This window comes from Oceanobacillus sp. MO10714A (assembly GCF_037072045.1).
GTDB lineage: Bacteria > Bacillota > Bacilli > Bacillales > Amphibacillaceae > Oceanobacillus > Oceanobacillus indicireducens.
In genome coordinates, this window is sequence record NZ_JAXHDC010000012.1 from 45,890 (window position 1) to 68,064 (window position 22,175).

The window sequence follows — 22,175 nt, forward strand, 5'->3', positions numbered from 1 at the left end:
CCTCTCCACCTTTCATTTTCGAATAATTATATGACTAACTTTCAAATAGTTCAATGTATAAATTTGTTTTTATGTATAGAAAAGAGTCATAAAATGCGGACAACTTAACATTTTCGACAATTCTGTAAACATTTTTCAGAAATAAAAAAGCAAGGATACAACTAGTCCATTATAGTTATATCCAAGCTGATGTGTGAACGTTTATTTATTTAATTTCTCCAATAGCGGAACAAGGTCCATAAGTGCGTTGATTTCGTGATCTGGTTGAACTTGACCGGGTTTCGTATCTTTGCGGTTGATCCAGATGGATGTGATCCCCGTTTGTAACGCACCGAGTATATCCGTGTTCAAGTTATCACCAACCATGATAACCTCTTCTTTCTCTTTCTGCACAAGCTCCAATACATGCTCAAATATTGCCACATCCGGCTTTCCTTTGCCAAACGCTCCGGAAATTACAATCTGTTCAAAATACGGCACAAGAACCGGTGTCAAATCAAGTTTAATATTTTGCAGAGCTGGCGAACCATTTGTTAATAAAACAAGTTGGTATTTCCCTTTTAAAGCATCGAGTAACTGTAATGTATCGTCATAGAGGGCTGCCGTTTTCTTTCTGTTGGCAGGGAATGCTTCACCAAGTTCTGCTCCAAGTTTTGCGTCATCAATTCCAAGGTCGCTCAATCCTCTTGTCCAGGCTTCTTTCCGGTACCCCGGGACTAGCTTATAAAGTTCCGGGAACATGCCGCCTTCATCCGGAAACTCCCCCCATAAGCCTTCAAATGGGTTAATCCCAATCATTTGGGTAAATTCATATGTAGGATAAGATGCATAAATTTCTCGTGCATTTGCCCGAACACGTTTCTCCAATTCCAGGGAGTCCAGGTCATATTTTTCCTGTGCCATCTTACATGTTGCTTCAAATGCATCTTGCACACTCTTCTCATCCCAGAGTAAGGTATCATCCAAGTCAAATATAATCGTCTTAATCACCATTCGTTCTCCCTTCAAATCAATAAGCTAATCTTAATCAACTTTCACACCTTAAAAATCAAATTACAAACCTGCCAATTACTTTCATTCAGCGTAAGTGTCTGGTTTGTTAACTAATTATGGCGTTCTAATCGCCGTTCAGTTGCCCGGTGGACGGATGCGCATCCTATCCTAAGGCACAGCCGAAGCCTCGACGCACAGGACGTTAATGTCAGACGTTGCCACATACGAGAGCGAACTTAGTCTGCCTTGGGCTGAGAACTAAGGGGTCTCCGGATTCGTGCTATTCCCGCTGAAGTCACCGTCCACCGGGCAACTGAACTGGTAGAGAGAATTATTATTAATGGAAAATATCCCACCATGATAGTGTCCTCTTACTAAAATGAAAAATAGTGCTCCAAATTTGGCCTTTCCCCGGAGCAGTCCAGACACCTCGAGACTCCAGCAGGAGGATAGGCCTAGGTGAGACCCCGCAGCATGCAAAGCGTGCGAGGAGTAACCCGGCAGCCTGCGGAAAGCTAGGGGTGTCTGACTGCGGACTTCCAGAAGAAAGTTGCACTTACGCTGATTGATAGTAATCCACTGTTTCATGCTACGAAGGTTGGATAACCTTACTTTAGCATAAAACGCAACTTTATTCAGGGAGTTATGTGTTCAACTGGATGATGATAAAACAGTGATTTTTTTATCGAATAAATATAAACTGCGATTGAACGCCTAAATAACACTTCCACGTTAACACAAAAAAATAAAGAATCAAAAAATTCTCTTGCTAAAATCAGAAAAATCGCTTATCATTAAGGGAAACTTTGTTGAATAAGGAGATAGAGATATGGAAGTACAGTCAATACAAGTCGAGAAAAATACAGCACCTAAGGAAAAACCTATGACTGATCAATTAGAATTTGGCAGAGCCTTTACGGATCACATGTTTGTAATGGATTATTCCGATGAGCTTGGATGGCATAATGCTAAAATTCAACCATATCAGCCGCTTTCGATTGATCCTTCTGCAATGATATTCCATTACGGCCAGTCCGTATTTGAAGGATTAAAAGCATTCCGTACCGAATCAGGTGAGGTCCAGCTGTTCCGACCTACAAAAAACTTTGAACGCATGAATAAATCTAATGAACGGCTTGTTATTCCAGAAATTGACGAAGAATTTGTCTTGCATGCATTAATAAAACTAGTTGAAATCGATAAGGATTGGGTGCCGGGTGCAGATGGTACTTCCCTCTATATTCGCCCGTTTATCATTGCAACAGAACCATTTCTAGGTGTCGCACCATCCCGAAATTATAAATTCATCATCATTCTTTCACCAGTTGGTTCCTATTACAAAGAAGGTATCAATCCCGTGAAAATCGCAGTTGAAAGTAAATTTGTCCGTGCTGTTAAAGGCGGAACAGGTGAGGCTAAGACAGGTGGAAACTATGCAGCAGGGCTAAAAGGTCAGGAGGATGTAGCAAAAGACGGCTATTCCCAGGTACTTTGGCTTGATGGGGTTGACAGGAAATATATTGAGGAAGTCGGCAGTATGAACGTCTTCTTCAAAATTAATGGTGAAGTCATCACACCTGCGTTAAATGGCAGTATTTTACCTGGAGTTACCCGTGATTCTGTTCTTCAATTGCTCCAACATTGGAACATCCCAGTATCTGAACGAAGAGTGAGCATGCAGGAACTTGCAGATGCCCACGCGGATGGAACGTTGGAAGAAGCATTTGGCTCTGGAACAGCCGCAGTTATTTCACCGATTGGTTTGCTTTGCTGGGATGGTAAAGATTATCCTATCAACAACGGAGAAACCGGTGAACTCTCTAAGAAAATATATGATACGATAACTGGAATCCAGTACGGTAAACTTGAAGATCCATTCAACTGGAACATACCAGTAACACAAAAAGCAAAAGTAAATCAATAAGATATATACTCTTCAGCCGCCTTTGTGCTGGAGATTTTTTATTTCTTTCCTTCAACTATTTACGCCTTAGCCTGTGAATGGTAAAGTAGATACGGTCATAATAATTTAGAAAGGAAACACTTTGATGCAAAATCAAAATCAACTTATTCAGTATTTCTATATTATTTTCGGGGCAACTATTGTCGGGGTAACGTACAATATGTTCTTACTACCCGCAAAGCTTGCCGCCGGAGGAATTTCTGGGGTAGCTACTTTACTTTTTGAAATGTACGAACTCAGTCCTGGCCTGACCCAATTTGCAATCAACATCCCAATTTTCCTGATTGGCTGGCTTACGATGGGAAGTGACTTCGGGTTAAAAACGTTGGTCGGAACATTTTGGGTCCCTTTTATCATCTATTTGACTCAAGATATCGCGATTACGGTTACTAACCCTTTACTTGGTGCCATTTATGGCGGGCTCCTTCTCGGCGTTGGGTTGGGAATTGTTTATAAAGGAAATGGCTCTACCGGTGGGACGGCTGCTCTCGCGCAAATTATGAAACGCTTCACGAATCTGTCGGATGGCTATGCTCAATTAATCGTTGATGGTCTCGTTGTCACTACTTCCATATTCGTCTTCAGTCTCGAACTAACATTGTTCGCTTTGATGACAATTTTCATATCAAGCAAGGCAATCGACTTTGTACAACTGCGTACATCTGCAACGAAGCTTATCCTTATCATTAGTGAGGAAGAAGAAAAGATTCAGCAAATCATTAGAGAGGAAATTGACCGGGGGCTAACAAAAGTCCGTACAGTCGGCGGTTATTCTAACGAGGATAAAACAATGCTGCTTTGTGTGACAGAACAACATGAGGCTGTCGAATTAAAGAAAATCTTGCAAAAAGAAACACCGAATGCATTTGTCATCTTCCTGAATGCTTCTGAAATTCTTGGACGCGGCTTTTCCATTGATAAATATTATGGACAAAAATTATAGAAGCTCGAGGGGATTACCCATGAGCTTCTATTTTTTTAGTATGATTCATGAAGTTATCATAGGCAAATCCCTTAACGATTTCTTCCGGGTAGGATTTAAGTAGTTCGTTGATTAAATTCTGGTATTCACCAGCATGAGAGAGACGATCGACAAAGCTGCTTATTCCATCAAAATCCGAGCCAAAGCCAAGATATTTCTCACCACCAAGGGAGCAGATATGATCAATATGCCTGATCAAGTCCAAGATTGATGCTTCTTCACTATTTTCCCGGATAAATGGCGGATTGAAAACTATATGGATAAAACCGCCTTTTCCAATCAGCGCTTGTATCGCTTCATCCGGAAGATTACGTGGATGATTACAGATTGATCTGGCATTGGAATGGCTCGCAAATGGATAATCGGCATGTTCCAACACATCCCAGAAAGCTTGATCAGATAAATGGGAAACATCCGTTAGTATCCGGTTCTCATTATTAAGTGCAACAACCTCTTTTCCAAATGCAGTCAGCCCAGCCCCGCGCACTTCCCCTGCCCCATCAGCACAAAGGTTGGCATAATTCCATGTTAGTCCAACGGATAATACTCCAAGCCGGTAAAGCGTTCTCAGCTTCGTCAAATCATTCCCGATGCACTCAGCACCTTCGAGTGTAAGAACGGCACCAATTTCCCCTGGTTTTAAATTATCAATTTCGGTAAAACTTCTAATATGCTTCATTTCGGGATTTTTCCCGATAATTTCTGAATGGAACATATCAGCCTGTTCCAGCGCATGCTGCCATTGTTCATCAGTTGGTATATCAGGGTAAATAAATATAGCGAAAAATTGTACACGTACTCCACCCTTTTTTAAGCGCAGCATATTTGTTTCCAGTTCTGGAGATGTGCGAAAGTTAAGCGGTGTATCACAATCAATACGTCTTTTCGTATGTTGCAATTTTAATAGGGCATCACAATGGGTATCGATAATTTTCACTATTACTCTCCTCTCAACGATAGTACATCCAGTTTAAACCTGAATAGAGCATTCGACAAGAAAAGTTATTTTCTATCAAAAAAGTTAATTGTCTGATAAAGTGAAACTTCATCAGTGGGTTCCCTTACCTCCCCACTTAATGTTAGTTAAACAGAATCAGGGATTCACGGACTGTATATCCCCCCACCTTCACATATTGGGTTTCCCTCATGTTTAGAGGAAGGGGTATTACAGACCGTTAATACGTGATAAAATAATACAAAGGAGTGTGATTTGCTTGCAGCAATACAATGAAAAAGATTTTAACCAAGCATTTGAACATGAAACAAAAAAGGTCAATGCAGAACTTGAGAAAGAGATTTTGTTTGCAATGATCGGTGATGTAAACACGGGTAAGTCATCCACCATTAATCAGCTGATTGGTGATGAAGTTGCCGAGGTCGGCGCAAGACCTGGCGAAACAACAGGAATCGACCGCTATGTATACCGTGATAAAATCATCTTTGTCGATACCCCTGGTTTAGATGATATTGAAGCAAAGCACTCGGAAGAAACATTAAAATTTTATAAAGAAGCGGATGTCGTGCTCTTTTTTCTAAACGCAGCAGGAACGGTCCTCTCTGAAGGGGAATTACGATCCTTTGAAATCATTCGAAAAGCAAATAAAGACATCCTTTTCGTCCTAAATAAAATTGATGCAGCAGACGATATTCCAGAACTCGTCAACTATATTAAAAAGCATACGGGTTCCCGGTCCAAGGTGGTGCCTATTTCCTCAAGGACTGGAGAGAATATCGACAAACTGCGTAATGAGATTTTGGATATCCTGCAAAAAAAGCATAAAGAAGTCCAATTTGCGCGGCTAATCAAGGAAAAAGCGTCAACAGCAAATAAATGGATTCTCACAGCAGCCGGTTCAGCAACAGCTGTTGGAGCTGCGCCGATTCCTGGTTCTGACTTTGTACCTTTAACTGGTATCCAGGTTGGACTGATGGTAAGGCTTGCTACATTATATGAAAAGCCTCTATCAAAAGCGAAAGCAAAGGAATTAATCTTAGCGACAATTACCGGGAATATCGGAAAAACATTGTTCCGACAAGTCGTTAAATTCGTACCAGGTGCAGGCTCTGTTGCTGGCGGAAGTATTGCCGGCGGAATGACACTCGCCCTAGGATATGCTGTAAAGTATGCCTATGAAAATGATATGGAACTTGATGCGAAGACACTTCGATCATTGTATGATTTCTTTAAAGAAAAAAAGCAAAGGAGTTAATTATGCAGATTCGCACCATCCAGGCAAAAGACAATAAAAAAATTGAAGCAATCATTAAGCAATCACTCGAGTCCGAGAACTTAAATATTCCGGGAACCGCTTATTTTGACCCTCACCTTGGTGAGCTTTACCAATTTTATCAAACGGAGCCAAATGCAAATTATTGGGTTGTTGTTGATGAAAACGATGAGGTACTTGGCGGCATTGGTATTGGCCCCTTTGGCAACCACGTTGGTGTGGCGGAACTTCAGAAGCTCTATCTTGCACCAGTTGCACAAGGACGAGGTTTCGCAAAAAAACTGATGCAAACAGCGCTAGAATTTGCTAGCAAACATTACACCCAATGCTATTTGGAGACATTCAAATCCCTTTCCGCAGCAAACCATTTATATGAAAAGTTTGGTTTTGTGAAGCTTAAAAAACCGCTCTCTGGCTCAGAACATAATGCATGTGATTGCTGGTACTTAAAGGAATTATAATGTAGCTGGGACTAGCCTTAATGGATTTATGTCCCAGCCTCCAGTTCTTTTTCCACTTGAAACAGTTAACGAATGATAGCATACATTTTAATATCTCGATTTCTCCCCTTGATTACTCGTGCTTTCCGGAGTGTCCCTTCGTATTGTAATCCCGCCTTTTCCATAACACGGTAGGAGCCGACATTTTCCGGCAAGCAGACTGCTTCGATACGGACGAGATTCATTTGTTCGAAACCGAATTGAATGACACGCTTCACAGCTTCGGTCATAAGCCCTTTCCCCCAATAATCACGATGGAGCACATAGCCGATTTCAGCTACTCTGCTAGCCGGTTTCCAATTAACAAAGTCGATGGTACCAATCATTTCGCTATTTGGCTTATATTCAATCGCCCACGGAGCAATTTCCCCTTTTTCATACCTCCCTAGTACAAAATTTAAAAAAGCCTCTGTATCTTGAAGGGATTCATGTCGTTCCCACGTTACAAACTTGCTCACTTCTGCATCACCGCCGTAAGCATTCATCGCTTGCAAGTCCGTTGATCTTACTTTTCTTAACCGAAGCCGTTCTGTTTCCAATGTAGGTAAATTATTATATATATCTTGAACTCGCATTGCCTTCTCCCCCCTGCCTAAATGTTGGGGATTATTATACCACACAAAGGCGCAAGCGCCCTAATGGGAAAATAGTTCCCTAGTTGTTTTCCTATTAAAGTAAGAAGAATATGCTAATGGGAAAATTAACCCCAGTTGTTTTCCGATTGAAGTAAGGTGAACGTGATGATGGGAGAATAAACCTTAGTTGTTTTCCCTTTGATGTAAGGTGAACATGCTGATGGGAGAATAAAACTCAGTTGTTTTCCCATTAAAGTAAGGTGAACGTGATGATGGGAGAATAAACCTTAGTTGTTTTCCCTTTGAAGTAAGGTGAACATGCTGATGGGAGAATAAACCCTAGTTGTTTTCCCTTTAAAGTAAGATGAACATGCTGATGGGAAAATAAACCCAGTTGTTTTCCCTTTAAAGTAAGATGATCGATTGGAGGAGTGTGAAGTTTGGGACTGCGCACTTCTCGCCCCGCCAAAAGATCTGCTAGTTGCTGGGTGCAGAGCGGACGTGGCTAGCCCCGGATACCTAAGTAATCATAGCATTTTATTTTATAGTTTCTTATACCACAAAAACAGAACAGTCAAAGCCGGAAATTGCATATCTCGCAATCCGGCTTGACTGACAATAACATTATAAAAATTTCTTTTTAACATCTTCGCCGTGACAACTGAAGCGGATATCACGGTCTTCTACAATCGTTTCAAGATGGACAGGTCTGCCCCAAAGTTCATAAATATAAGGTAATACATGTTCAAGATAAGGTAGGTCAAGTTCGGTTCCCTCGTAGTGGTGCATAAGGTATAGCTCTCCGTTCCGGCTATAGTCGCCATCCACTACTGTGATATATGGAAATCCACCATTGACCCGCATAGAAACAAGTTGATTGCGGACTTGTTCATATTCCTTTGTAGAAACCCGGTAATCCCTTCCCTTTTTCTCAAACAGATACATATCCTCGCGCTCCACAATTTCCTTTGTTAAATAATTGCGGATGAAGGAAATATCTGATTCTATTTCACGAACTTCAAAGATTTTCTCCCGTCCGCTTCCAGGTTTCACACCGCGGGCAAGCATCTTCTCCGTCGGGTTGTTGTACCTTTCCTCAATATCTTCAAACATTTTGACTCCTAAATAATACGGGTTGATCGATGTGCGAGAAGGTTGCAGGACTCCCGCATTTAATGTTGCATATTCAATCGTATCGGCGCTCGTTAAGTCAAGCTCGCGCATGATGCGCTGATGCCAATACGATGCCCAGCCCTCATTCATGATTTTCGTCTCAAGCTGCGGCCAGAAATAGAGCATCTCTTCCCGGAGCATCGTTAAAATATCACGCTGCCAATCATCGAGTTCCCGGCTATGCTGTTCGATAAAATAAAGTAAATCCTTTTCAGGCTGTGGCGGAAATTTCTTCCGTTCCCTTCTAACAATAGGCTTTTCTTTTTCTACTTCATCTAGTCCCCATAAATCATCATAGGGTATAGGCTTTCGCTCTGGTTTTGTTTCTACCTCTTCATAATCTTGTTCCCCACGCATCAAGGACGGGTCGATATGCTCCTGAATGGCGAGCACCCGGTCGAGGAAATCCTCGACCTCTTTTTTGCCGTACCGCATCTCGTAAGCTGCGATTCGCTCTGCTGTCGTAGTCATACTCTCCACCATGTCCCGGCGTGTATTAGAGAACCTGACATTGTTCTTGAAAAAGTCGCAGTGGGCGAGAACATGAGCAATTATCATTTTATTTTGTACAAGTGAGTTTGTATCAAGTAAAAAAGCATAACAAGGATCAGAATTGATAACAAGCTCATAAATTTTACTTAAACCGAGGTCATATTGGAGCTTCATTTTATGAAACTGTTTACCAAAACTCCAGTGACTAAAACGAGTCGGCATCCCATAAGCGCCAAAGGTATATATAATATCTGCCGGACAAACTTCATAACGCATCGGGTAAAAATCGAGTCCGAAACCTTCTGCAATTTCCGTAATCTCCTGGATTGCATATTCCAATTCCTTACTCTCTATCAACGAGACCCCTCCCTCGTCTTCACCCGTGAGAAAAAGGTTTTTAGTGCGGGATACACATCTTGTTTCTCCCGAAGCTGGTAATAGCGGAAGTTAGGATGTTTTATCGTCTGGTACGTGTTCATCAATGTTGAATAACGGTTATAGCTATTTACCTCCCCGTAACCGAACATTTGCGACACATCCAGTAACTCATCAACTAATTGCAGACACTTTACATTATCTGATGTGATATTCTCCCCGTCCGAAAAATGAATCGGATAAATATTATAACGGGACGGCGGATACTTCTCTTCAATCAATTCCAGTGCTTTTATATAGGCGGAGGAACAAATCGTCCCACCGCTCTCCCCCTTGGAGAAAAAGTCATCCTTTGACACAACTTTTGCCATCGTATGGTGCGCAATGAATTCAAATTCAACCGTCTGATATTTTTTAATTAAAAAGCGGTTCATCCAGAAAAAGAAACTACGCGCCATATACTTTTCAAATGTTCCCATAGACGCACTTGTATCCATCATCGCAAGGACTACCGCTTTCGATTCATGCTTCACTTCTTCATACCATGTTTTAAAACGTAAATCATCCGGATGAATCGGCGTGATACTTGCCTCGCCTTCTGTTGCATTCCGCTTCAAAGCAGATAAAATCGTCCGTTTCTTATCAATATTCCCCATGAGACCTTTTTTTCGAATATCATTGAACTCAATATTCTCCGTTACCATTTCTCCCGTTTCTTTTTCCGCTAAGTTCGGCAGTTCCAGCTCTTTTAATAATGCAGCTTCAATATCAGCGAGGGAGACCTCCATCTCATAAAAATCTTCTCCCGGCTGATCACCTGGTTTCTCCCCGCCGCCTTTTCCATCCTCACTTCCTGAGCGGGCGATCACATCACCGACCTGACTCTCTCCATCCCCTTGGCCGACATGTTTTGTTTTATCATGGTTATAACGGATTTTATATTCATCCAGGGAGCGGATTGGAATTTTTACAACCTTCTTACCATCAGAAAGAATAATGTTCTCCTGACTGATTAAATCGGGTAGGTTGTTTTTTATAGCTTCCCGGACCTTTTCTAAATGACGTTGCTGATCCTGATTGCCTTTACGATGGAGAGACCAATTTTCCTTGGAAACGATAAATTGCTGCTTATTTGGCTTTTCTCCCATCTTTCTCCTCCTTCATATCCCTTTCAAAATGAATACTGCTTGTTATATCCTATTCATCTTCAGGATCAATTGCTTCCCCCCATAACCCAACTTTCATATCCAAAAAATATCACTCTCATTCAGCGTAAGTGCAGCTTTCAACTGGAGGTCCGCAGTCCAGACACCTCTCGCACCGGCGCACGGTGACTCCTGCGGGAATAGCACGTGTCCGAAGACCCCGCAGGAAGCGAACTTTTTCCGAGGCAGACTTAGATCGCCACGTCCTGTAGCAACGTCTGCATTAGCACGTCTTGTGCGTCGAGGTTAAGGCCGTGCCCACGGAAAGCATCCGTTCGCCGGGAAACTGAACGGCGATTAGAGTTTCGGAATAATTGAACGTTTAAAACACTTATGCTGAATGAGAGTTTAATCTTAACGGTTCAGTAGGCTCCCGACATATCGGAGCAGTTCGTTGGCAGAGGTAGAGTTATAGCCGTATTCATCAATGAGTCTCGCGATGACTTCATTCACTTTTTTCAGCTGATTTTCATCCGGTGTCTGGGAGGTTGTTGTTATTTTCACGACGTCTTTTAAATCTGCGAACAATTTTTTCTGAATCGCTTCCCGGAGCCGTTCATGCGAACTATAATCAAATCGTTTTCCTTTACGTGCATAGGCAGATAAACGAATTAAAATTTCTTCACGGAAGGCTTTCTTCGCATTTTCCGAAATTCCAATCTGCTCCTCAATCGATCGCATGAGCTTTTCATCTGGGTTCATCTCTTCTCCTGTCAATGGGTCACGCAGCTTATTCTTGTTACAATAGGCCTCGACATTATCGAGATAGTTATCAAGCAAAGATTTCGCTGATTCTTCATAAGAATAGACAAATGCTTTTTGGACTTCATTTTTTGCGATTTCATCGTATTCCTTCCTGGCGACAGCAATGTAATTCATATATTTCTCCGCATCTTCCCTCGAAATCGCTGGATGTTGATCAAGCCCATCTTTCAAGGAACGAAGTACATCTAACGCATTAATTGACGGAACTTCTTTACGGATGATGGCAGAAGAGATTCTGTTGATTACATAGCGCGGATCAATTCCGGACATCCCTTCATCTTGATGCTCACGCCCGAGCTCTTCAATATCAACTTGGTTAAATCCTTCAACATTTTCTCCATCATAAAGACGCATTTTCTTCACGAGATCGATTCCCTGCTTTTTCGAATCCTTCAAACGAGTCAGTATGGAAAAAATGGCTGCAACCCTTAATGCGTGCGGAGCAATATGAACATCTGCTATATCGCTTTCCATGATCATCTTTTCATAAATCTTTTCTTCTTCACTCACTCGGAGATTATACGGGATTGGCATGACGATGATTCTTGAATGAAGCGCTTCGTTCTTTTTATTGGCGATAAATGAGCGGTACTCCGTCTCATTCGAGTGGGCTATAATCATCTCATCCGCCGAGATTAATGCGAATCTTCCCGCCTTAAAATTCCCTTCCTGTGTTAACGATAGTAAGTGCCATAAAAATTTCTCATCAGACTTCAATATCTCCTGAAACTCCATCATTCCACGGTTTGCCTTATTCAATTCACCGTCAAAGCGATATGCCCGCGGATCGGATTCCGACCCGTATTCCGCAATCGTTGAAAAGTCGATGCTTCCGGTTAAATCGGCAATATCCTGGGATTTCGGATCGGATGGACTGAATGTCCCAATCCCAGTCCGTTTATCTTCTGAGAAAAAGATTCGTTCCACACGTACATCTTCAATTCGTCCATCATATTCTTTCTCAAGTCGCATCGTGTTAAGTGGAGACAAGCTCCCTTCAATCCGGATACCATATTCATCCTGGAAATCTTTACGCAGATGTGGCGGAATTAAATGGAGCGGATCTTCATGCATTGGACATCCTTTAATCGCATAAACAGCACCTGCATCTGTACGGGTATATTCTTCCAATCCACGTTTTAACAGGGTTACAATCGTAGACTTTCCGCCACTCACTGGACCCATTAGTAATAAAATTCGTTTTCTAACATCCAAACGCTTAGCTGCCGGGTGAAAATACTCCTCCACGAGCCGCTCAATCGCCTCTTCTAATCCGAATATATCATCCCCGAAAAAATGATAGGTTTTCCTGCCATTTTCTTCGGTGAATCCTTTATCTTTAATCATATTATATATACGGGAGTGAGCAGATTGAGCGACATGGGGTCTCTCTTTGACAATCTCAAGATACTCGGCAAACGTTCCTTCCCACCGTAAACGACTTTCTTCTTCGCGGTACGCTCGAACTTTATTTATAATTTCCATAGTTACTCCCTCCATGATAGCGGCGATTTATATATCCTATGCCGGACAGGAAGTTAACATTACCCCGGAATGAGAAAGAACCGCCAGAACGAGTATCTTACTACTTCGTTCCGGCGGCCCTGATATACTTGGTTAAGGCTTGACTAGTTTTTTATCACGTATTAACGGTCTGTAATACCTGATTCTGTTCAACTAACATTCAGTGGGGGGAAGGAATTCCCCACTGAATGAAGTTTCACTTTATAGATTCATTGTAATATTCGTTGGTAACTTTTTCGGCTTCGACAATTTCGTATTGGCTCGATGTTTTCAGGACGACCCAGGTCATGATATCTTCTCCACCTGCATCGTTCACAACGTAATGCCAGCGTTCTTCATACATCTCGTCCAATTCTTCCACAATTTCGGGATTCAATCGTTTGCGAGTAAGTTCAATTGCGTTTAAAAGTTTAACCCCTTCTACACTACGGACTTGAACCGCCAGTTCTTCTACTAGTTCCTCAATCGGATGCTCGCTTAAAAATTCTTCACTGAAATAAGCTGCCACAGCTGCTTCATTTTCCATTAGTGCCTGTCCGTACATATCCTCCACAACAGAAACCGATGCAGGGTTAAAACATCCTGTTAAAAGAAAGACAGAACTAACTAACAAAGCAGTAATTTTTCGCATGCCATTACCTTAGAAATCATCTGGATTGGAACCGGTACGTTCATTTTTGTTCATGCCAGCAATTTGTTCCACTTCTTCTGCAGTAAGCTTGAAATCAAAGATATCCGCATTTTCAATCATTCTGTTTTTATTAATCGATTTTGGAATTGTCATAACATCCTGGTCCAAATCCCAACGTAAAAGTACTTGGGGTACTGTTTTTCCATACTTTTCGGCAATATCAACAAGTAATGGCTCATTGAAAATACGACCCTTTTTGAGTGGAGACCATGCTTGCATTTGAATATCATTTTCTTTACAGAAAGCTAATACATCACGTTGTGTCAGATGTGGGTGGAATTCTATCTGGTTCACTACCGGTTTCACTTCTGCATCTTTTAGCAGCTCTTCCATATGATGGACATGGAAGTTACTGACACCGATAGCTCGCACCTTTTTATCCCGGTAAAGCTTTTCGAGTGCTCTCCATGTATCTTTAAATTTTCCTGATACTGGCCAGTGAATAAGATAAAGGTCAAGATAATCGAGTCCTAACTTTTCCAAAGATTCATCGAAAGCTTGCAATGTAGATTCGTATCCTTGTTGATCGTTCCAAACTTTAGATGTAACGAAAATTTCATCCCGAGGGATTCCGGAATCCTTAATTGCTTGTCCGACACCTTCTTCATTCCCATAAACGCTCGCAGTGTCAATCAGACGGTAACCGACAGATAGTGCATCCCTAACGGCATTAATTACAGTATCACCGTCTTCTACTTTAAATACACCGAGTCCGAATCCAGGCATCTTCACTCCATTATTTAATGCGACTGTATCTTGCAAGTTATTAATCATCGTTATCCTCCCATTCATTACTTCTATCGTCTTCTATCTTATCATTATTTTCTTACTTCTAACAAATTGAATGAAAGGGAAAAAATATCGTATAAAGCTGAAAAATTATTATAAGAGCATCTGCCGCTCCGGAAATATACGTTGAGTATCTTGGCGGGTAAAGGCTATCGGCCCGTGGGTCTCACTATGCCGGCCGACGAAGACGAACGGGGCGTTCTAATGTCGTTGCCCGCCACAGGAGTTGAATGTGCTTAGTCGCCCTTTTGCTGGAGTCTCCATATATTTCCGGCACTGATCAGCAATGTTATTCTTGTTTTCTTCTATATTAAAATAGTTGTGACTCAACTTCGATATACATAAACTCCCCCTTGTAGTTCCCTTATGCATTCTCCTTTTAGGCGGAGATATTCTAGGTGAGCGAGGGTTTCACCGATTGCGAACCGTGTTTCATGGATATTTAATTGTTTATTGAAAAGCTTTTCGCATGCCTCGTAAACCGTGCAGCCTGTTTGAATAATTTCGTGCAAAGCAGCGAGTCTTTCGTCGTGATGTGCTTTTAATTCAAGCACCCGCAAGTGCCCGTCATGAAATGGTTTCCCGTGTGAAGGGATAATAAAGTCGACCTCAAGTGCAGCAATTTTATCCAAAGAATCGAAGTAACTCGCGAGCGGATTCGGGTCACCATGGAACCAATGGGAAATGTTTGGTGTAATCTTCGGTAAAATATGATCCGTGCTAAGAAGTGCATTTTTTTCCATATTATAAAAGGTGACAAGCCCTTCCGAGTGACCCGGTGTAAAAATAACTTCATATTCATATTTTCCGAGAACAAGCTTTTCCCCTTCTTCTAAATAATGCCCGACGGTCGGATATGGTTGTACCCTTGGGACAAATTCTTCCGTATTCTCAATCATCTGCCGCGCAACTTGTTCCGGTATTCCGGATAACGTATAATATTTCCCGAGTTCGCTGAGCAATCCTTCTTCCCAGCTGTACAGCCCATTTTCCGCATCGATTTGGGACATGGACACCTGGGGCCCATACTTCTCTTGAAAAGCTCCCGCATACCCGTAATGATCTGGATGATAATGGGTAATAATCAAATCAGTGACCTCTTTGCCCGCAAGCTCTTCTTCCCAACGTTTCACCGTCTCCTTATTATGAAGACCAACGTCAATGACTTTATAGCCATCCACTCCTTCTGCAAGGAAGCAATTCACATGGTTCAGGCGAAATGGCAAGTCAAGCCGAATAAGTCGTAAACCATATTCTTCTAACATTTACATCAACACCTTTCGCCTCAATTACCTTTAAAGTTTGGTTTTCGCTTTTCAAAAAACGCTGCAATCCCTTCTTTATTATCTTCAGATTGGAGGAGCAGTGTCTGAATTGCTGTTTCTTGTAAATCACTCGTTTCATAATTCAGCTGCTCAGCATGGTTCACGAAATGCTTCACAAACCGATTCGCAAGCGGAGGACCATCTACAATAAATTGGGCATACTCAGTTGCTTCCTCCATTAGATTTTCTTTGGCAACATGATTAACAAGCCCCCAAGCTTTCAGTTCATCCGCAGATACAGGTTTTGCTGAAGAAAGCCATTCTTTTACAAGCGGATGCGGGACATTATCTGTTAAGGCCTTCATCAGCCCAAGGTCGGGAATCAGTGCAATATTTGAAAAGCTGCTAATGAATGTTGCTTTGCTCTCCGCTACAATAAAGTCTGCCGCCATTGCAATACTAAACCCAGCTCCAGCAGCAAAGCCATTCACAGCCGCAACAACATACGTATCCATCTTACGGATTATCTGGACGACTTCGAGCGCCCGCCTCATATACTTCATAATGGAAGCGGATTTATTTAAGGTGTGAAGTGTTTCTAAATCACCGCCAGCTGAAAACCCTTTTCCCTCACCTGATAAAATGACAGCACGAATTGCTTGATCCTCATCTGCATCTTTTAGGGCGGCAATTACGTCATTTACAAGTTCGATGGATAAGGCATTCCGCTTATCCGGCCGGTTCATTGAAATATAAGCGATACTATTTTCTTTTGTTACTTTTACTAACCCCATACTCTCTCCCCCTCATTTCATTCGCTGGACGGTTTCGTGATATTCATTTGCGATTTTTTCTTTAGCTTTTAAATATTCTTCCCGAAGCTCATTTGTTATCTCCTTTACCGTCAGCTCCTTTTTAATCGGGCCAACTCCCTGACCTGCCCCCCAAACATCACGCCATGCTTTCACATCGGGATTACCGAGCTCAGAAAAATCTATTTTTCCTTTTTCAGGAAGCTGTTCTGGGTCAAGACCAGCATTTACAATACTCTTCGTCAGGTAATTAGCGTGAATTCCGCTAAATGCAGGCGTGTACGTAATATCTGAAACTGAAGAATCAATAACAAGCTTTCGATATTCATCCACAGCACTGCTTTCTTCTGCGACGATAAACTTAGTTCCGAAATAGGCAAGATCAGCACCAAGTGTCTCGGCAACGAGGATGTCCTCCCCCTTCGATAACGTTCCTGCTAAAGCGATAGGCCCATCGAAATTTTCACGGATCTCATGCATAAAAGCAATCGGATTCAACCTGCCACCATGCCCGCCTGCTCCGGCAGCAACAAGGACAAGTCCGTCACTTCCTTTTTCTAAAGCCTTCTTCGCAAATTTCATATCGATGACGTCACTAAGAACGACTCCACCGTATTCCTTCACAATTGCTACCACGGGGCTCGGATCTCCCAGTGACGTAATGACAAGTGGTGGTTGATATTTTTCGATTAACGCAAGATCTTCTGTAAAGCGTTTGTTCGAACGATGACTAATAAAATTGATTCCCCATGGGGCAGTTTCTTCCCCGTTTTCTTCTTTTAACTGTTGCAAGCCATCTGTAATTTCTTGCATCCAGTCATCTAACTGTTCGGTTGTGCGTGCATTTAACGCTGGAAACGTCCCGATAATTCCCGAACCGCATGCTTCAAGCACAATTTTTGGATTGGAAATGAGAAACATTGGTGCCATGATGACCGGTAGTTTAACCCCTTGCAGCAATTTTTTCGTTGCTTCATTTGTCATGAAATATACTCCTCCTCTAACATCTCTTTCCTTGAGTGAATGTTCATTCATTCCTTTTCAAAAAAAATAGAATTGGTCAAATCTATTCTTCTTGTATTATTCTAATTCTAAATTTTCATATTTTTAATGTCAAGTGATTACGCGTAAAAAAGAGAACAGGGGCATTGGAAAAATCCAACTGACCCTGTTCTTTTTATTTCAACTCTAATAATTTCTGCTTCATTTCTTCTTCCATTACAATCATTTCTTTTTCAGCTTGTTGGCGCTTCTCTCTACCTTCTGCTTGAATTGTAAGTGTTTCTTCGATGGTAGAAATCAAATCTTCCTGCGTCTTCTTCAATGTTTCAATATCGACAAGTCCACGTTCATTTTCTTTTGCCGTCTCAATTGTATTCGTTCGTAAGAGCTCGGAGTTTTTCAACATGAGATCATTTGTTGTTTCAGAAACGAGTTTTTGCGCTTCAACGGCATTTCTCTGACGCAGCAAGGTTAGTGCAATTGCAATTTGATTTTTCCATAGTGGGATTGCAGTTAAGATTGATGATTGAATCTTTTCCACTAGTGCCTGGTTCGTATTTTGAATGAGCCGAATCTGCGGTGCGCTTTGAATCGTAATTTGTCTGCTTAATTTCAGATCATGCGTCCGCTTCTCAAGACGATCGGTAAATTGAATCAAGTCATTTACTTCCTGAACCATCATTTGATTTTGACTTGCTTCCGCTTTCTCTCTCAGAGCGGGAATTTCTTTTGTCCGGAGCTCAGCAATCTTCACTTCTCCAGCAGCAATGAAAACATTCAATGCATCAAAGTATTCCTTGTTTTTCGAGAATAGCTGTTCCAATAATTTATTATCCTTCGTGAGCTCGTCCTTCCCCCGGTCAAGCTTTACACTAATTCGGTCAATTTGTGCACCAGTCTTTTGATAATTAGAAAGAACTTGATTCACTGAATTAGATACCCGATTGAAAATCTTGGAAAGAAACCCACGGTTATCTGTCCGCAAATCGTCCGGATCTACTTGTTCGAGCTTTTTCATCAGATCGGATAAAATGCCACCAATTTCGCCGATATCACTATTTTTTACATGGTCCAGCATGTCATGGGAAAAATCCATTAGCTTAGACTGTGCTTCCGTACCGTATAAAGATACACTCTGAAGATTTTGCGGGTCGATTTGTTCTGCAAGCTGCAAAGCTCGCTTCCTCTTATCTTCCGGCAATACATCGATGAGTTTCTTTTCGGTTACTTCCTTCTCTGTCTCTATTTCGCTAATTTCCTTGTCAATAGAGTCGCTGCCGAACGGATTCGCCAACAGCTCGTCCAATTCAAATTCATTCTTCTTCTCTTCGGCCATCAGATAACCCTCCCATTTGTTTTCTTCGGTTTTTGTAATGTCTTTTTCGCTACGTCAAGCTCAAAATGTAATGTATCGACATCATCATTCAGCATCTCGCGTAGGTCTTTATTTACGGTTTGACCAAGAACGATAATGGTATGTCTGGAATCCCGCATCGTTTCGCTCATTTCACGGGATTTCACTTGCTGTTTGGATAGGTAGGCATATTTTTCCGCAATTTCAACTAACGAATCAAGATGTTTATAATAAAAAGCTTCCGCCTTAAAAAATCTCCATGGTTCCCGTTGCGTATTCGTATAAATCCTTTTTACGGTACGAAGAATTTCAAAATTCTCCTTCGCATTCCCAAAGTGACGGACTTGAAGAAAGGCGCGCTGCAGTCGGATAACTTTTGCTTTCGCTTCTTTCAAGTTCTCGGAAATGAATTTATATTCCTTCCTTGTCAGCCCTTGACGCTTCGCATAGCGCGAAATCTGTATATGTTTTACAGAATAATAGGTGACTACACCACCGACAATAGCGTATGTCGTTGATAGGAGAATAACTTGTGTAAAGGCGAAAAAACTGATCAACCAGATCACCCCTGTTGCAGTGAAAGCCGCCGCCTGTCGTAAAACAAAGTCGAAAAATGCTTTCATTTCATCACTCCTATAATAAATTACACGGCCTGTATGGATACTCAACCATTAATACGATAAAACCAAGTATAAAGTTTCACTTAAATCTATTTTACCTAACTTGACGAGAAATAACTACACTTAGATAATGACAATTAGATGTTTGGTTAGAGTTTTTAAATTCATTATTTTAGGAGATGAATGGGATGCAACGAATTGGAATTGATGCTGGCGGATCGTTAATCAAGCTTGCTTATGTAGAACGAGAACGGTTACATGTTAAAACTTACCAATACCCGGAAAAAGATTCCATCATGAATTGGCTCCATATGCTCGCACCACAAGTCCATGTTTACGGAACGGGTGGAAGATGGCAGGATGTATCACGTATCATTCGGCAATCAACCGAAACGGTAGAGGAATTTCCCGCTATTGTCCGGGGCGCAGATTATTTATTGAGCAAAGAGGTCGGATCACCAAAGGAATACATTCTCGTAAATATTGGTACGGGGACTTCAATTTTCCACGTCTATAATGGATCCTTCGAAAGGGTGATAGGAAGCGGAATTGGTGGTGGTACATGGATGGGAATCGGCTCCCTTCTAACAGGTAATGAGAAAAGTTTCCAAGAACTTGTCGAACTGAGCGCGGCTGGAAATCATCTACAAGTCGATTTGCTTGTAAAAGATATATACGGCGAGCAACAAGCTCCCCTCATACAAGAACTAACGGCTGCTAATTTTGGTAAACTAGGGCTGTTAAAAACTAGTACACACGCTGATCAACTGCATGCTCTAACACAACTGATCGGTGAGGTCATTTTATCCCTTGCGAGTACCGTCATGCAAAGTAAAAATGTAGGGAAAGTTGTTTTTATCGGTAGCACCATTCAAGGGAATAAACCGCTGCAGAACGTACTGACAAGCTTTCAAGAAATGTTAGCGTATGAGGCGATATTTTTGGAGATGGGGGCTTATGCCGGTGCCATTGGGGCCATGCTGGAATAGCTGGCTCTTCTCTCTTAATTCACCAATTAATGTATTACTCTTTTTCCGTTGCCGGTCCGCTAGACCGGCTAATTCTATTAAAATAATCGGTTCATTATTTCTTACTGTAAGCAGCAACCAGCTATCTTCAGTAATAATATGGTCAAAACGTTCGGTGGAAATAACGAGCTCATCGCCTTTCTGTTCTAGTAAAACAACAGCCTTTCCCCCTTCGATTCGATCTACTACACCAATTTCAGGAATGGCGTGCTGCCCAGAAAATAATAAATAAATAATTAGCCATATGTTCATAATACACCTCCTCGAATCGAAACAGTCGGATGAAAAATATTGACCGCTGGATTTTCCACATCCTATTTGCTACTCTATGAATGGAAGTTTTGGAAATCTTAGGGGGAAAGCAAGTGAAGCGTTTAACAATTATACTGGCATTTTTCATCTTTTCTTTTATCACGGCTTGTGATGAAATGCCAACAGAGAAATCAAGCAACTCAGACGAAACACCGGTAACAACGAAAGATAAAGATACTACTACCATTGCTGGAGAAAACCTTGAGGAATTATCCGTTCATTTTATTGATGTTGGTCAAGGTGATGCCACGTTATTCCGTTATCACACGACTGAAGGAAAATATACAATTTTATTTGATACGGGAGATTGGCGCGGTACCGAGGTAACGAGTTATCTCAATGCTAATGAAGTTGATTTTATCGATCTTGTCATCGTGAGTCATCCAGATGCAGATCATATTGGACAGCTTGCTCAAGTAATGCAGAATTTTGAGGTTGGAGAGGTCTGGATGTCTGGAAATGAAAGTACCTCCCAGACGTTTCAACAAGCGGTGGAAGCTGTCTTGGCAAGTGATGCAGACTATTATGAACCTCGGGCAGGTGAAGATTTTTCCATCGGTCCAATGGATATTCAAATTCTCTACCCGGAAAGTATTTCAGGTAAGACTAATGAGGAATCCATTTCTGCCTTATTTACATACGGTAATGTGAAGTTTGTTCTTACTGGAGATGCTGGCAGGGGAGAAGAAACGTATATGCGTAACACATTCAATGTAGCAGCTGACGTCCTGCATCTTGGACACCATGGCTCGAAAACATCCAGTGATCCCGCATTCCTTGATGCTGTTTCACCAAAAATTGCCGTTTATAGCGCAGGTACAGATAACAGCTATGACCATCCGAGCCCAGAAGTCGTAACCGCAGTTGAAGAAAGAGAGATCGAACTATATGGTACAGACAAACACGGCACCATCCTTCTCACAACCAACGGCACCGACATCCAAATCAACACAAATATAACAACGCCTGAAAGTGGGACAACGGGGTCAGAGCAAATGTCCCAAAATGATGAGAACGGAGATACGGAACAAGACACTAATTCAAGCTGTGTAAATATAAATGAAGCAACAGCCGAAGAATTACAGCAGATCATCCATATCGGTCCGGAGCGGACTCAGGATTTAGTTGAATTACGCCCATTCCAGTCCATTGATGACCTCACTCAAATTGATGGAATTGGAGCCAGCACGAATTGCGGATATTCAATCAGAAGGGATAGCGTGTATACAATGAAAGGTATATTAGATCGATTTGAAGGTAATCAAGCAGTTATTCTAATCGAAGAAACGAAAGAGGAATTGATAGTCAACAAGGAAGTCTTACCTCGTGGCAGTATGAAGAATACAATATTCAACTTGAAAAAAGAAAGCGATGGCTACACCATTGTCAACATTGATTTAGCACAGACAAAGGCAGCAGAGAGAAAATCCTCCTCCCTTATGGATCAACTGCGCGCAAAAAACAAAGGTAGCAAATTTAAACAATAAAACAAGCGGTAAATGTGAAAATAGCCGAACAAACCAATCA

The 22,175-nt window shown here is 41.7% G+C and carries 20 protein-coding genes; 6 read left to right on the forward strand and 14 right to left on the reverse strand.

Annotated elements, in window-relative coordinates; genetic code table 11:
* Positions 1-201: 201 nt before the first annotated feature.
* The gene (locus SPD53_RS09045; RefSeq protein ID WP_156855017.1) at positions 202-990 is read right to left on the reverse strand and encodes an HAD family hydrolase; all 789 of its coding nucleotides are present in this window, start codon (positions 988-990) and stop codon (positions 202-204) included.
* 832 nt (positions 991-1,822) lie between these two features.
* Between SPD53_RS09045 and SPD53_RS09050 the strand changes: the two genes are divergently transcribed.
* Both SPD53_RS09050 and SPD53_RS09055 read left to right on the forward strand, forming a co-directional pair.
* Positions 1,823-2,917 carry a branched-chain amino acid aminotransferase gene (locus SPD53_RS09050; protein ID WP_336252336.1) on the forward strand — a complete coding sequence of 365 codons (1,095 nt, stop codon included), beginning with the start codon at positions 1,823-1,825 and terminating at the stop codon, positions 2,915-2,917.
* A gap of 124 nt (positions 2,918-3,041) precedes the next feature.
* Complete coding sequence (locus tag SPD53_RS09055) at positions 3,042-3,899, forward strand: YitT family protein (protein WP_336252337.1); 858 nt, start codon at positions 3,042-3,044, stop codon at positions 3,897-3,899.
* 13 nt (positions 3,900-3,912) lie between these two features.
* Here the strand turns inward: SPD53_RS09055 and SPD53_RS09060 are convergent, their stop codons facing one another.
* Complete coding sequence (locus SPD53_RS09060) at positions 3,913-4,875, reverse strand: dipeptidase (protein WP_336252338.1); 963 nt, start codon at positions 4,873-4,875, stop codon at positions 3,913-3,915.
* A gap of 277 nt (positions 4,876-5,152) precedes the next feature.
* On the opposite strand from SPD53_RS09060, the gene SPD53_RS09065 reads away from it, so the two are divergent.
* Both SPD53_RS09065 and SPD53_RS09070 read left to right on the forward strand, forming a co-directional pair.
* A complete protein-coding gene (locus SPD53_RS09065; protein ID WP_156854818.1) occupies positions 5,153-6,148 on the forward strand; it encodes a YcjF family protein in 996 nt (331 codons plus the stop codon).
* Positions 6,149-6,150: 2 nt separating this feature from the next.
* Complete coding sequence (locus SPD53_RS09070; RefSeq protein WP_156854820.1) at positions 6,151-6,627, forward strand: GNAT family N-acetyltransferase; 477 nt, start codon at positions 6,151-6,153, stop codon at positions 6,625-6,627.
* A 65-nt stretch (positions 6,628-6,692) separates the two neighbouring features.
* Here the strand turns inward: SPD53_RS09070 and SPD53_RS09075 are convergent, their stop codons facing one another.
* From SPD53_RS09075 to SPD53_RS09125, 11 genes are all read right to left on the reverse strand, one after another.
* A complete protein-coding gene (locus tag SPD53_RS09075; RefSeq protein WP_336252339.1) occupies positions 6,693-7,241 on the reverse strand; it encodes a GNAT family N-acetyltransferase in 549 nt (182 codons plus the stop codon).
* A 624-nt stretch (positions 7,242-7,865) separates the two neighbouring features.
* A complete protein-coding gene (locus tag SPD53_RS09080) occupies positions 7,866-9,263 on the reverse strand; it encodes a SpoVR family protein (protein WP_336252340.1) in 1,398 nt (465 codons plus the stop codon).
* On the reverse strand, positions 9,260-10,429 hold the full coding sequence (gene yhbH, locus SPD53_RS09085; RefSeq protein ID WP_336252341.1) for a sporulation protein YhbH: 1,170 nt from the start codon (positions 10,427-10,429) through the stop codon (positions 9,260-9,262). Before yhbH ends, SPD53_RS09080 begins: the two co-directional genes overlap by 4 nt.
* A gap of 411 nt (positions 10,430-10,840) precedes the next feature.
* Entirely contained in the window at positions 10,841-12,736 is a 1,896-nt protein-coding gene (locus tag SPD53_RS09090; protein WP_156854828.1) for a PrkA family serine protein kinase, read from the reverse strand.
* Between the two features lie 235 nt (positions 12,737-12,971).
* Positions 12,972-13,406, reverse strand: coding sequence for a hypothetical protein (locus SPD53_RS09095; protein WP_336252342.1), 435 nt, complete (start codon positions 13,404-13,406; stop codon positions 12,972-12,974).
* 9 nt (positions 13,407-13,415) lie between these two features.
* Positions 13,416-14,240, reverse strand: a complete 825-nt coding sequence (locus SPD53_RS09100) for an aldo/keto reductase (protein ID WP_336252343.1) — start codon at positions 14,238-14,240, stop codon at positions 13,416-13,418.
* Between the two features lie 341 nt (positions 14,241-14,581).
* The gene (locus SPD53_RS09105; RefSeq protein ID WP_336252344.1) at positions 14,582-15,520 is read right to left on the reverse strand and encodes an MBL fold metallo-hydrolase; all 939 of its coding nucleotides are present in this window, start codon (positions 15,518-15,520) and stop codon (positions 14,582-14,584) included.
* Positions 15,521-15,540: 20 nt separating this feature from the next.
* A complete protein-coding gene (locus SPD53_RS09110) occupies positions 15,541-16,314 on the reverse strand; it encodes an enoyl-CoA hydratase/isomerase family protein (RefSeq protein WP_336252345.1) in 774 nt (257 codons plus the stop codon).
* Positions 16,315-16,326: 12 nt separating this feature from the next.
* Positions 16,327-17,316, reverse strand: a complete 990-nt coding sequence (locus tag SPD53_RS09115; RefSeq protein ID WP_336252346.1) for an NAD(P)H-dependent flavin oxidoreductase — start codon at positions 17,314-17,316, stop codon at positions 16,327-16,329.
* A gap of 193 nt (positions 17,317-17,509) precedes the next feature.
* Positions 17,510-18,670: a toxic anion resistance protein gene (locus SPD53_RS09120; protein WP_156854840.1), complete on the reverse strand. Its 1,161-nt coding sequence runs from the start codon at positions 18,668-18,670 to the stop codon at positions 17,510-17,512.
* The gene (locus SPD53_RS09125; RefSeq protein WP_336252347.1) at positions 18,670-19,311 is read right to left on the reverse strand and encodes a 5-bromo-4-chloroindolyl phosphate hydrolysis family protein; all 642 of its coding nucleotides are present in this window, start codon (positions 19,309-19,311) and stop codon (positions 18,670-18,672) included. The genes SPD53_RS09120 and SPD53_RS09125 overlap by 1 nt, the downstream gene beginning before the upstream one ends.
* A gap of 185 nt (positions 19,312-19,496) precedes the next feature.
* Here SPD53_RS09125 and coaW point away from each other — a divergent pair, with 185 nt between their 5' ends.
* On the forward strand, positions 19,497-20,297 hold the full coding sequence (coaW, locus tag SPD53_RS09130) for a type II pantothenate kinase (protein WP_336252348.1): 801 nt from the start codon (positions 19,497-19,499) through the stop codon (positions 20,295-20,297).
* Here coaW and SPD53_RS09135 read toward each other — a convergent pair.
* Positions 20,229-20,588: a hypothetical protein gene (locus SPD53_RS09135; protein WP_336252349.1), complete on the reverse strand. Its 360-nt coding sequence runs from the start codon at positions 20,586-20,588 to the stop codon at positions 20,229-20,231. The genes coaW and SPD53_RS09135 overlap by 69 nt on opposite strands.
* 113 nt (positions 20,589-20,701) lie before the next feature.
* Here SPD53_RS09135 and SPD53_RS09140 point away from each other — a divergent pair, with 113 nt between their 5' ends.
* Positions 20,702-22,135 carry an MBL fold metallo-hydrolase gene (locus tag SPD53_RS09140; RefSeq protein ID WP_336252350.1) on the forward strand — a complete coding sequence of 478 codons (1,434 nt, stop codon included), beginning with the start codon at positions 20,702-20,704 and terminating at the stop codon, positions 22,133-22,135.
* Positions 22,136-22,175: the final 40 nt, after the last annotated feature.

Excerpts from the sequence above, each read along its gene's own strand:
- SPD53_RS09090 (WP_156854828.1), bottom strand. The coding sequence starts at position 12,736 with ATGGAAATTATAAATAAAGTTCGAGCGTACCGCGAAGAAGAAAGTCGT.
- SPD53_RS09100 (WP_336252343.1), bottom strand. The coding sequence starts at position 14,240 with ATGATTAATAACTTGCAAGATACAGTCGCATTAAATAATGGAGTGAAG.
- SPD53_RS09115 (WP_336252346.1), bottom strand. The coding sequence starts at position 17,316 with ATGACAAATGAAGCAACGAAAAAATTGCTGCAAGGGGTTAAACTACCG.
- SPD53_RS09050 (WP_336252336.1), top strand. The coding sequence starts at position 1,823 with ATGGAAGTACAGTCAATACAAGTCGAGAAAAATACAGCACCTAAGGAA.
- SPD53_RS09125 (WP_336252347.1), bottom strand. The coding sequence starts at position 19,311 with ATGAAAGCATTTTTCGACTTTGTTTTACGACAGGCGGCGGCTTTCACT.
- SPD53_RS09055 (WP_336252337.1), top strand. The coding sequence starts at position 3,042 with ATGCAAAATCAAAATCAACTTATTCAGTATTTCTATATTATTTTCGGG.
- SPD53_RS09075 (WP_336252339.1), bottom strand. The coding sequence starts at position 7,241 with ATGCGAGTTCAAGATATATATAATAATTTACCTACATTGGAAACAGAA.
- SPD53_RS09105 (WP_336252344.1), bottom strand. The coding sequence starts at position 15,520 with ATGTTAGAAGAATATGGTTTACGACTTATTCGGCTTGACTTGCCATTT.
- yhbH (WP_336252341.1), bottom strand. The coding sequence starts at position 10,429 with ATGGGAGAAAAGCCAAATAAGCAGCAATTTATCGTTTCCAAGGAAAAT.
- SPD53_RS09070 (WP_156854820.1), top strand. The coding sequence starts at position 6,151 with ATGCAGATTCGCACCATCCAGGCAAAAGACAATAAAAAAATTGAAGCA.
- coaW (WP_336252348.1), top strand. The coding sequence starts at position 19,497 with ATGCAACGAATTGGAATTGATGCTGGCGGATCGTTAATCAAGCTTGCT.
- SPD53_RS09120 (WP_156854840.1), bottom strand. The coding sequence starts at position 18,670 with ATGGCCGAAGAGAAGAAGAATGAATTTGAATTGGACGAGCTGTTGGCG.
- SPD53_RS09135 (WP_336252349.1), bottom strand. The coding sequence starts at position 20,588 with ATGAACATATGGCTAATTATTTATTTATTATTTTCTGGGCAGCACGCC.
- SPD53_RS09110 (WP_336252345.1), bottom strand. The coding sequence starts at position 16,314 with ATGGGGTTAGTAAAAGTAACAAAAGAAAATAGTATCGCTTATATTTCA.
- SPD53_RS09095 (WP_336252342.1), bottom strand. The coding sequence starts at position 13,406 with ATGCGAAAAATTACTGCTTTGTTAGTTAGTTCTGTCTTTCTTTTAACA.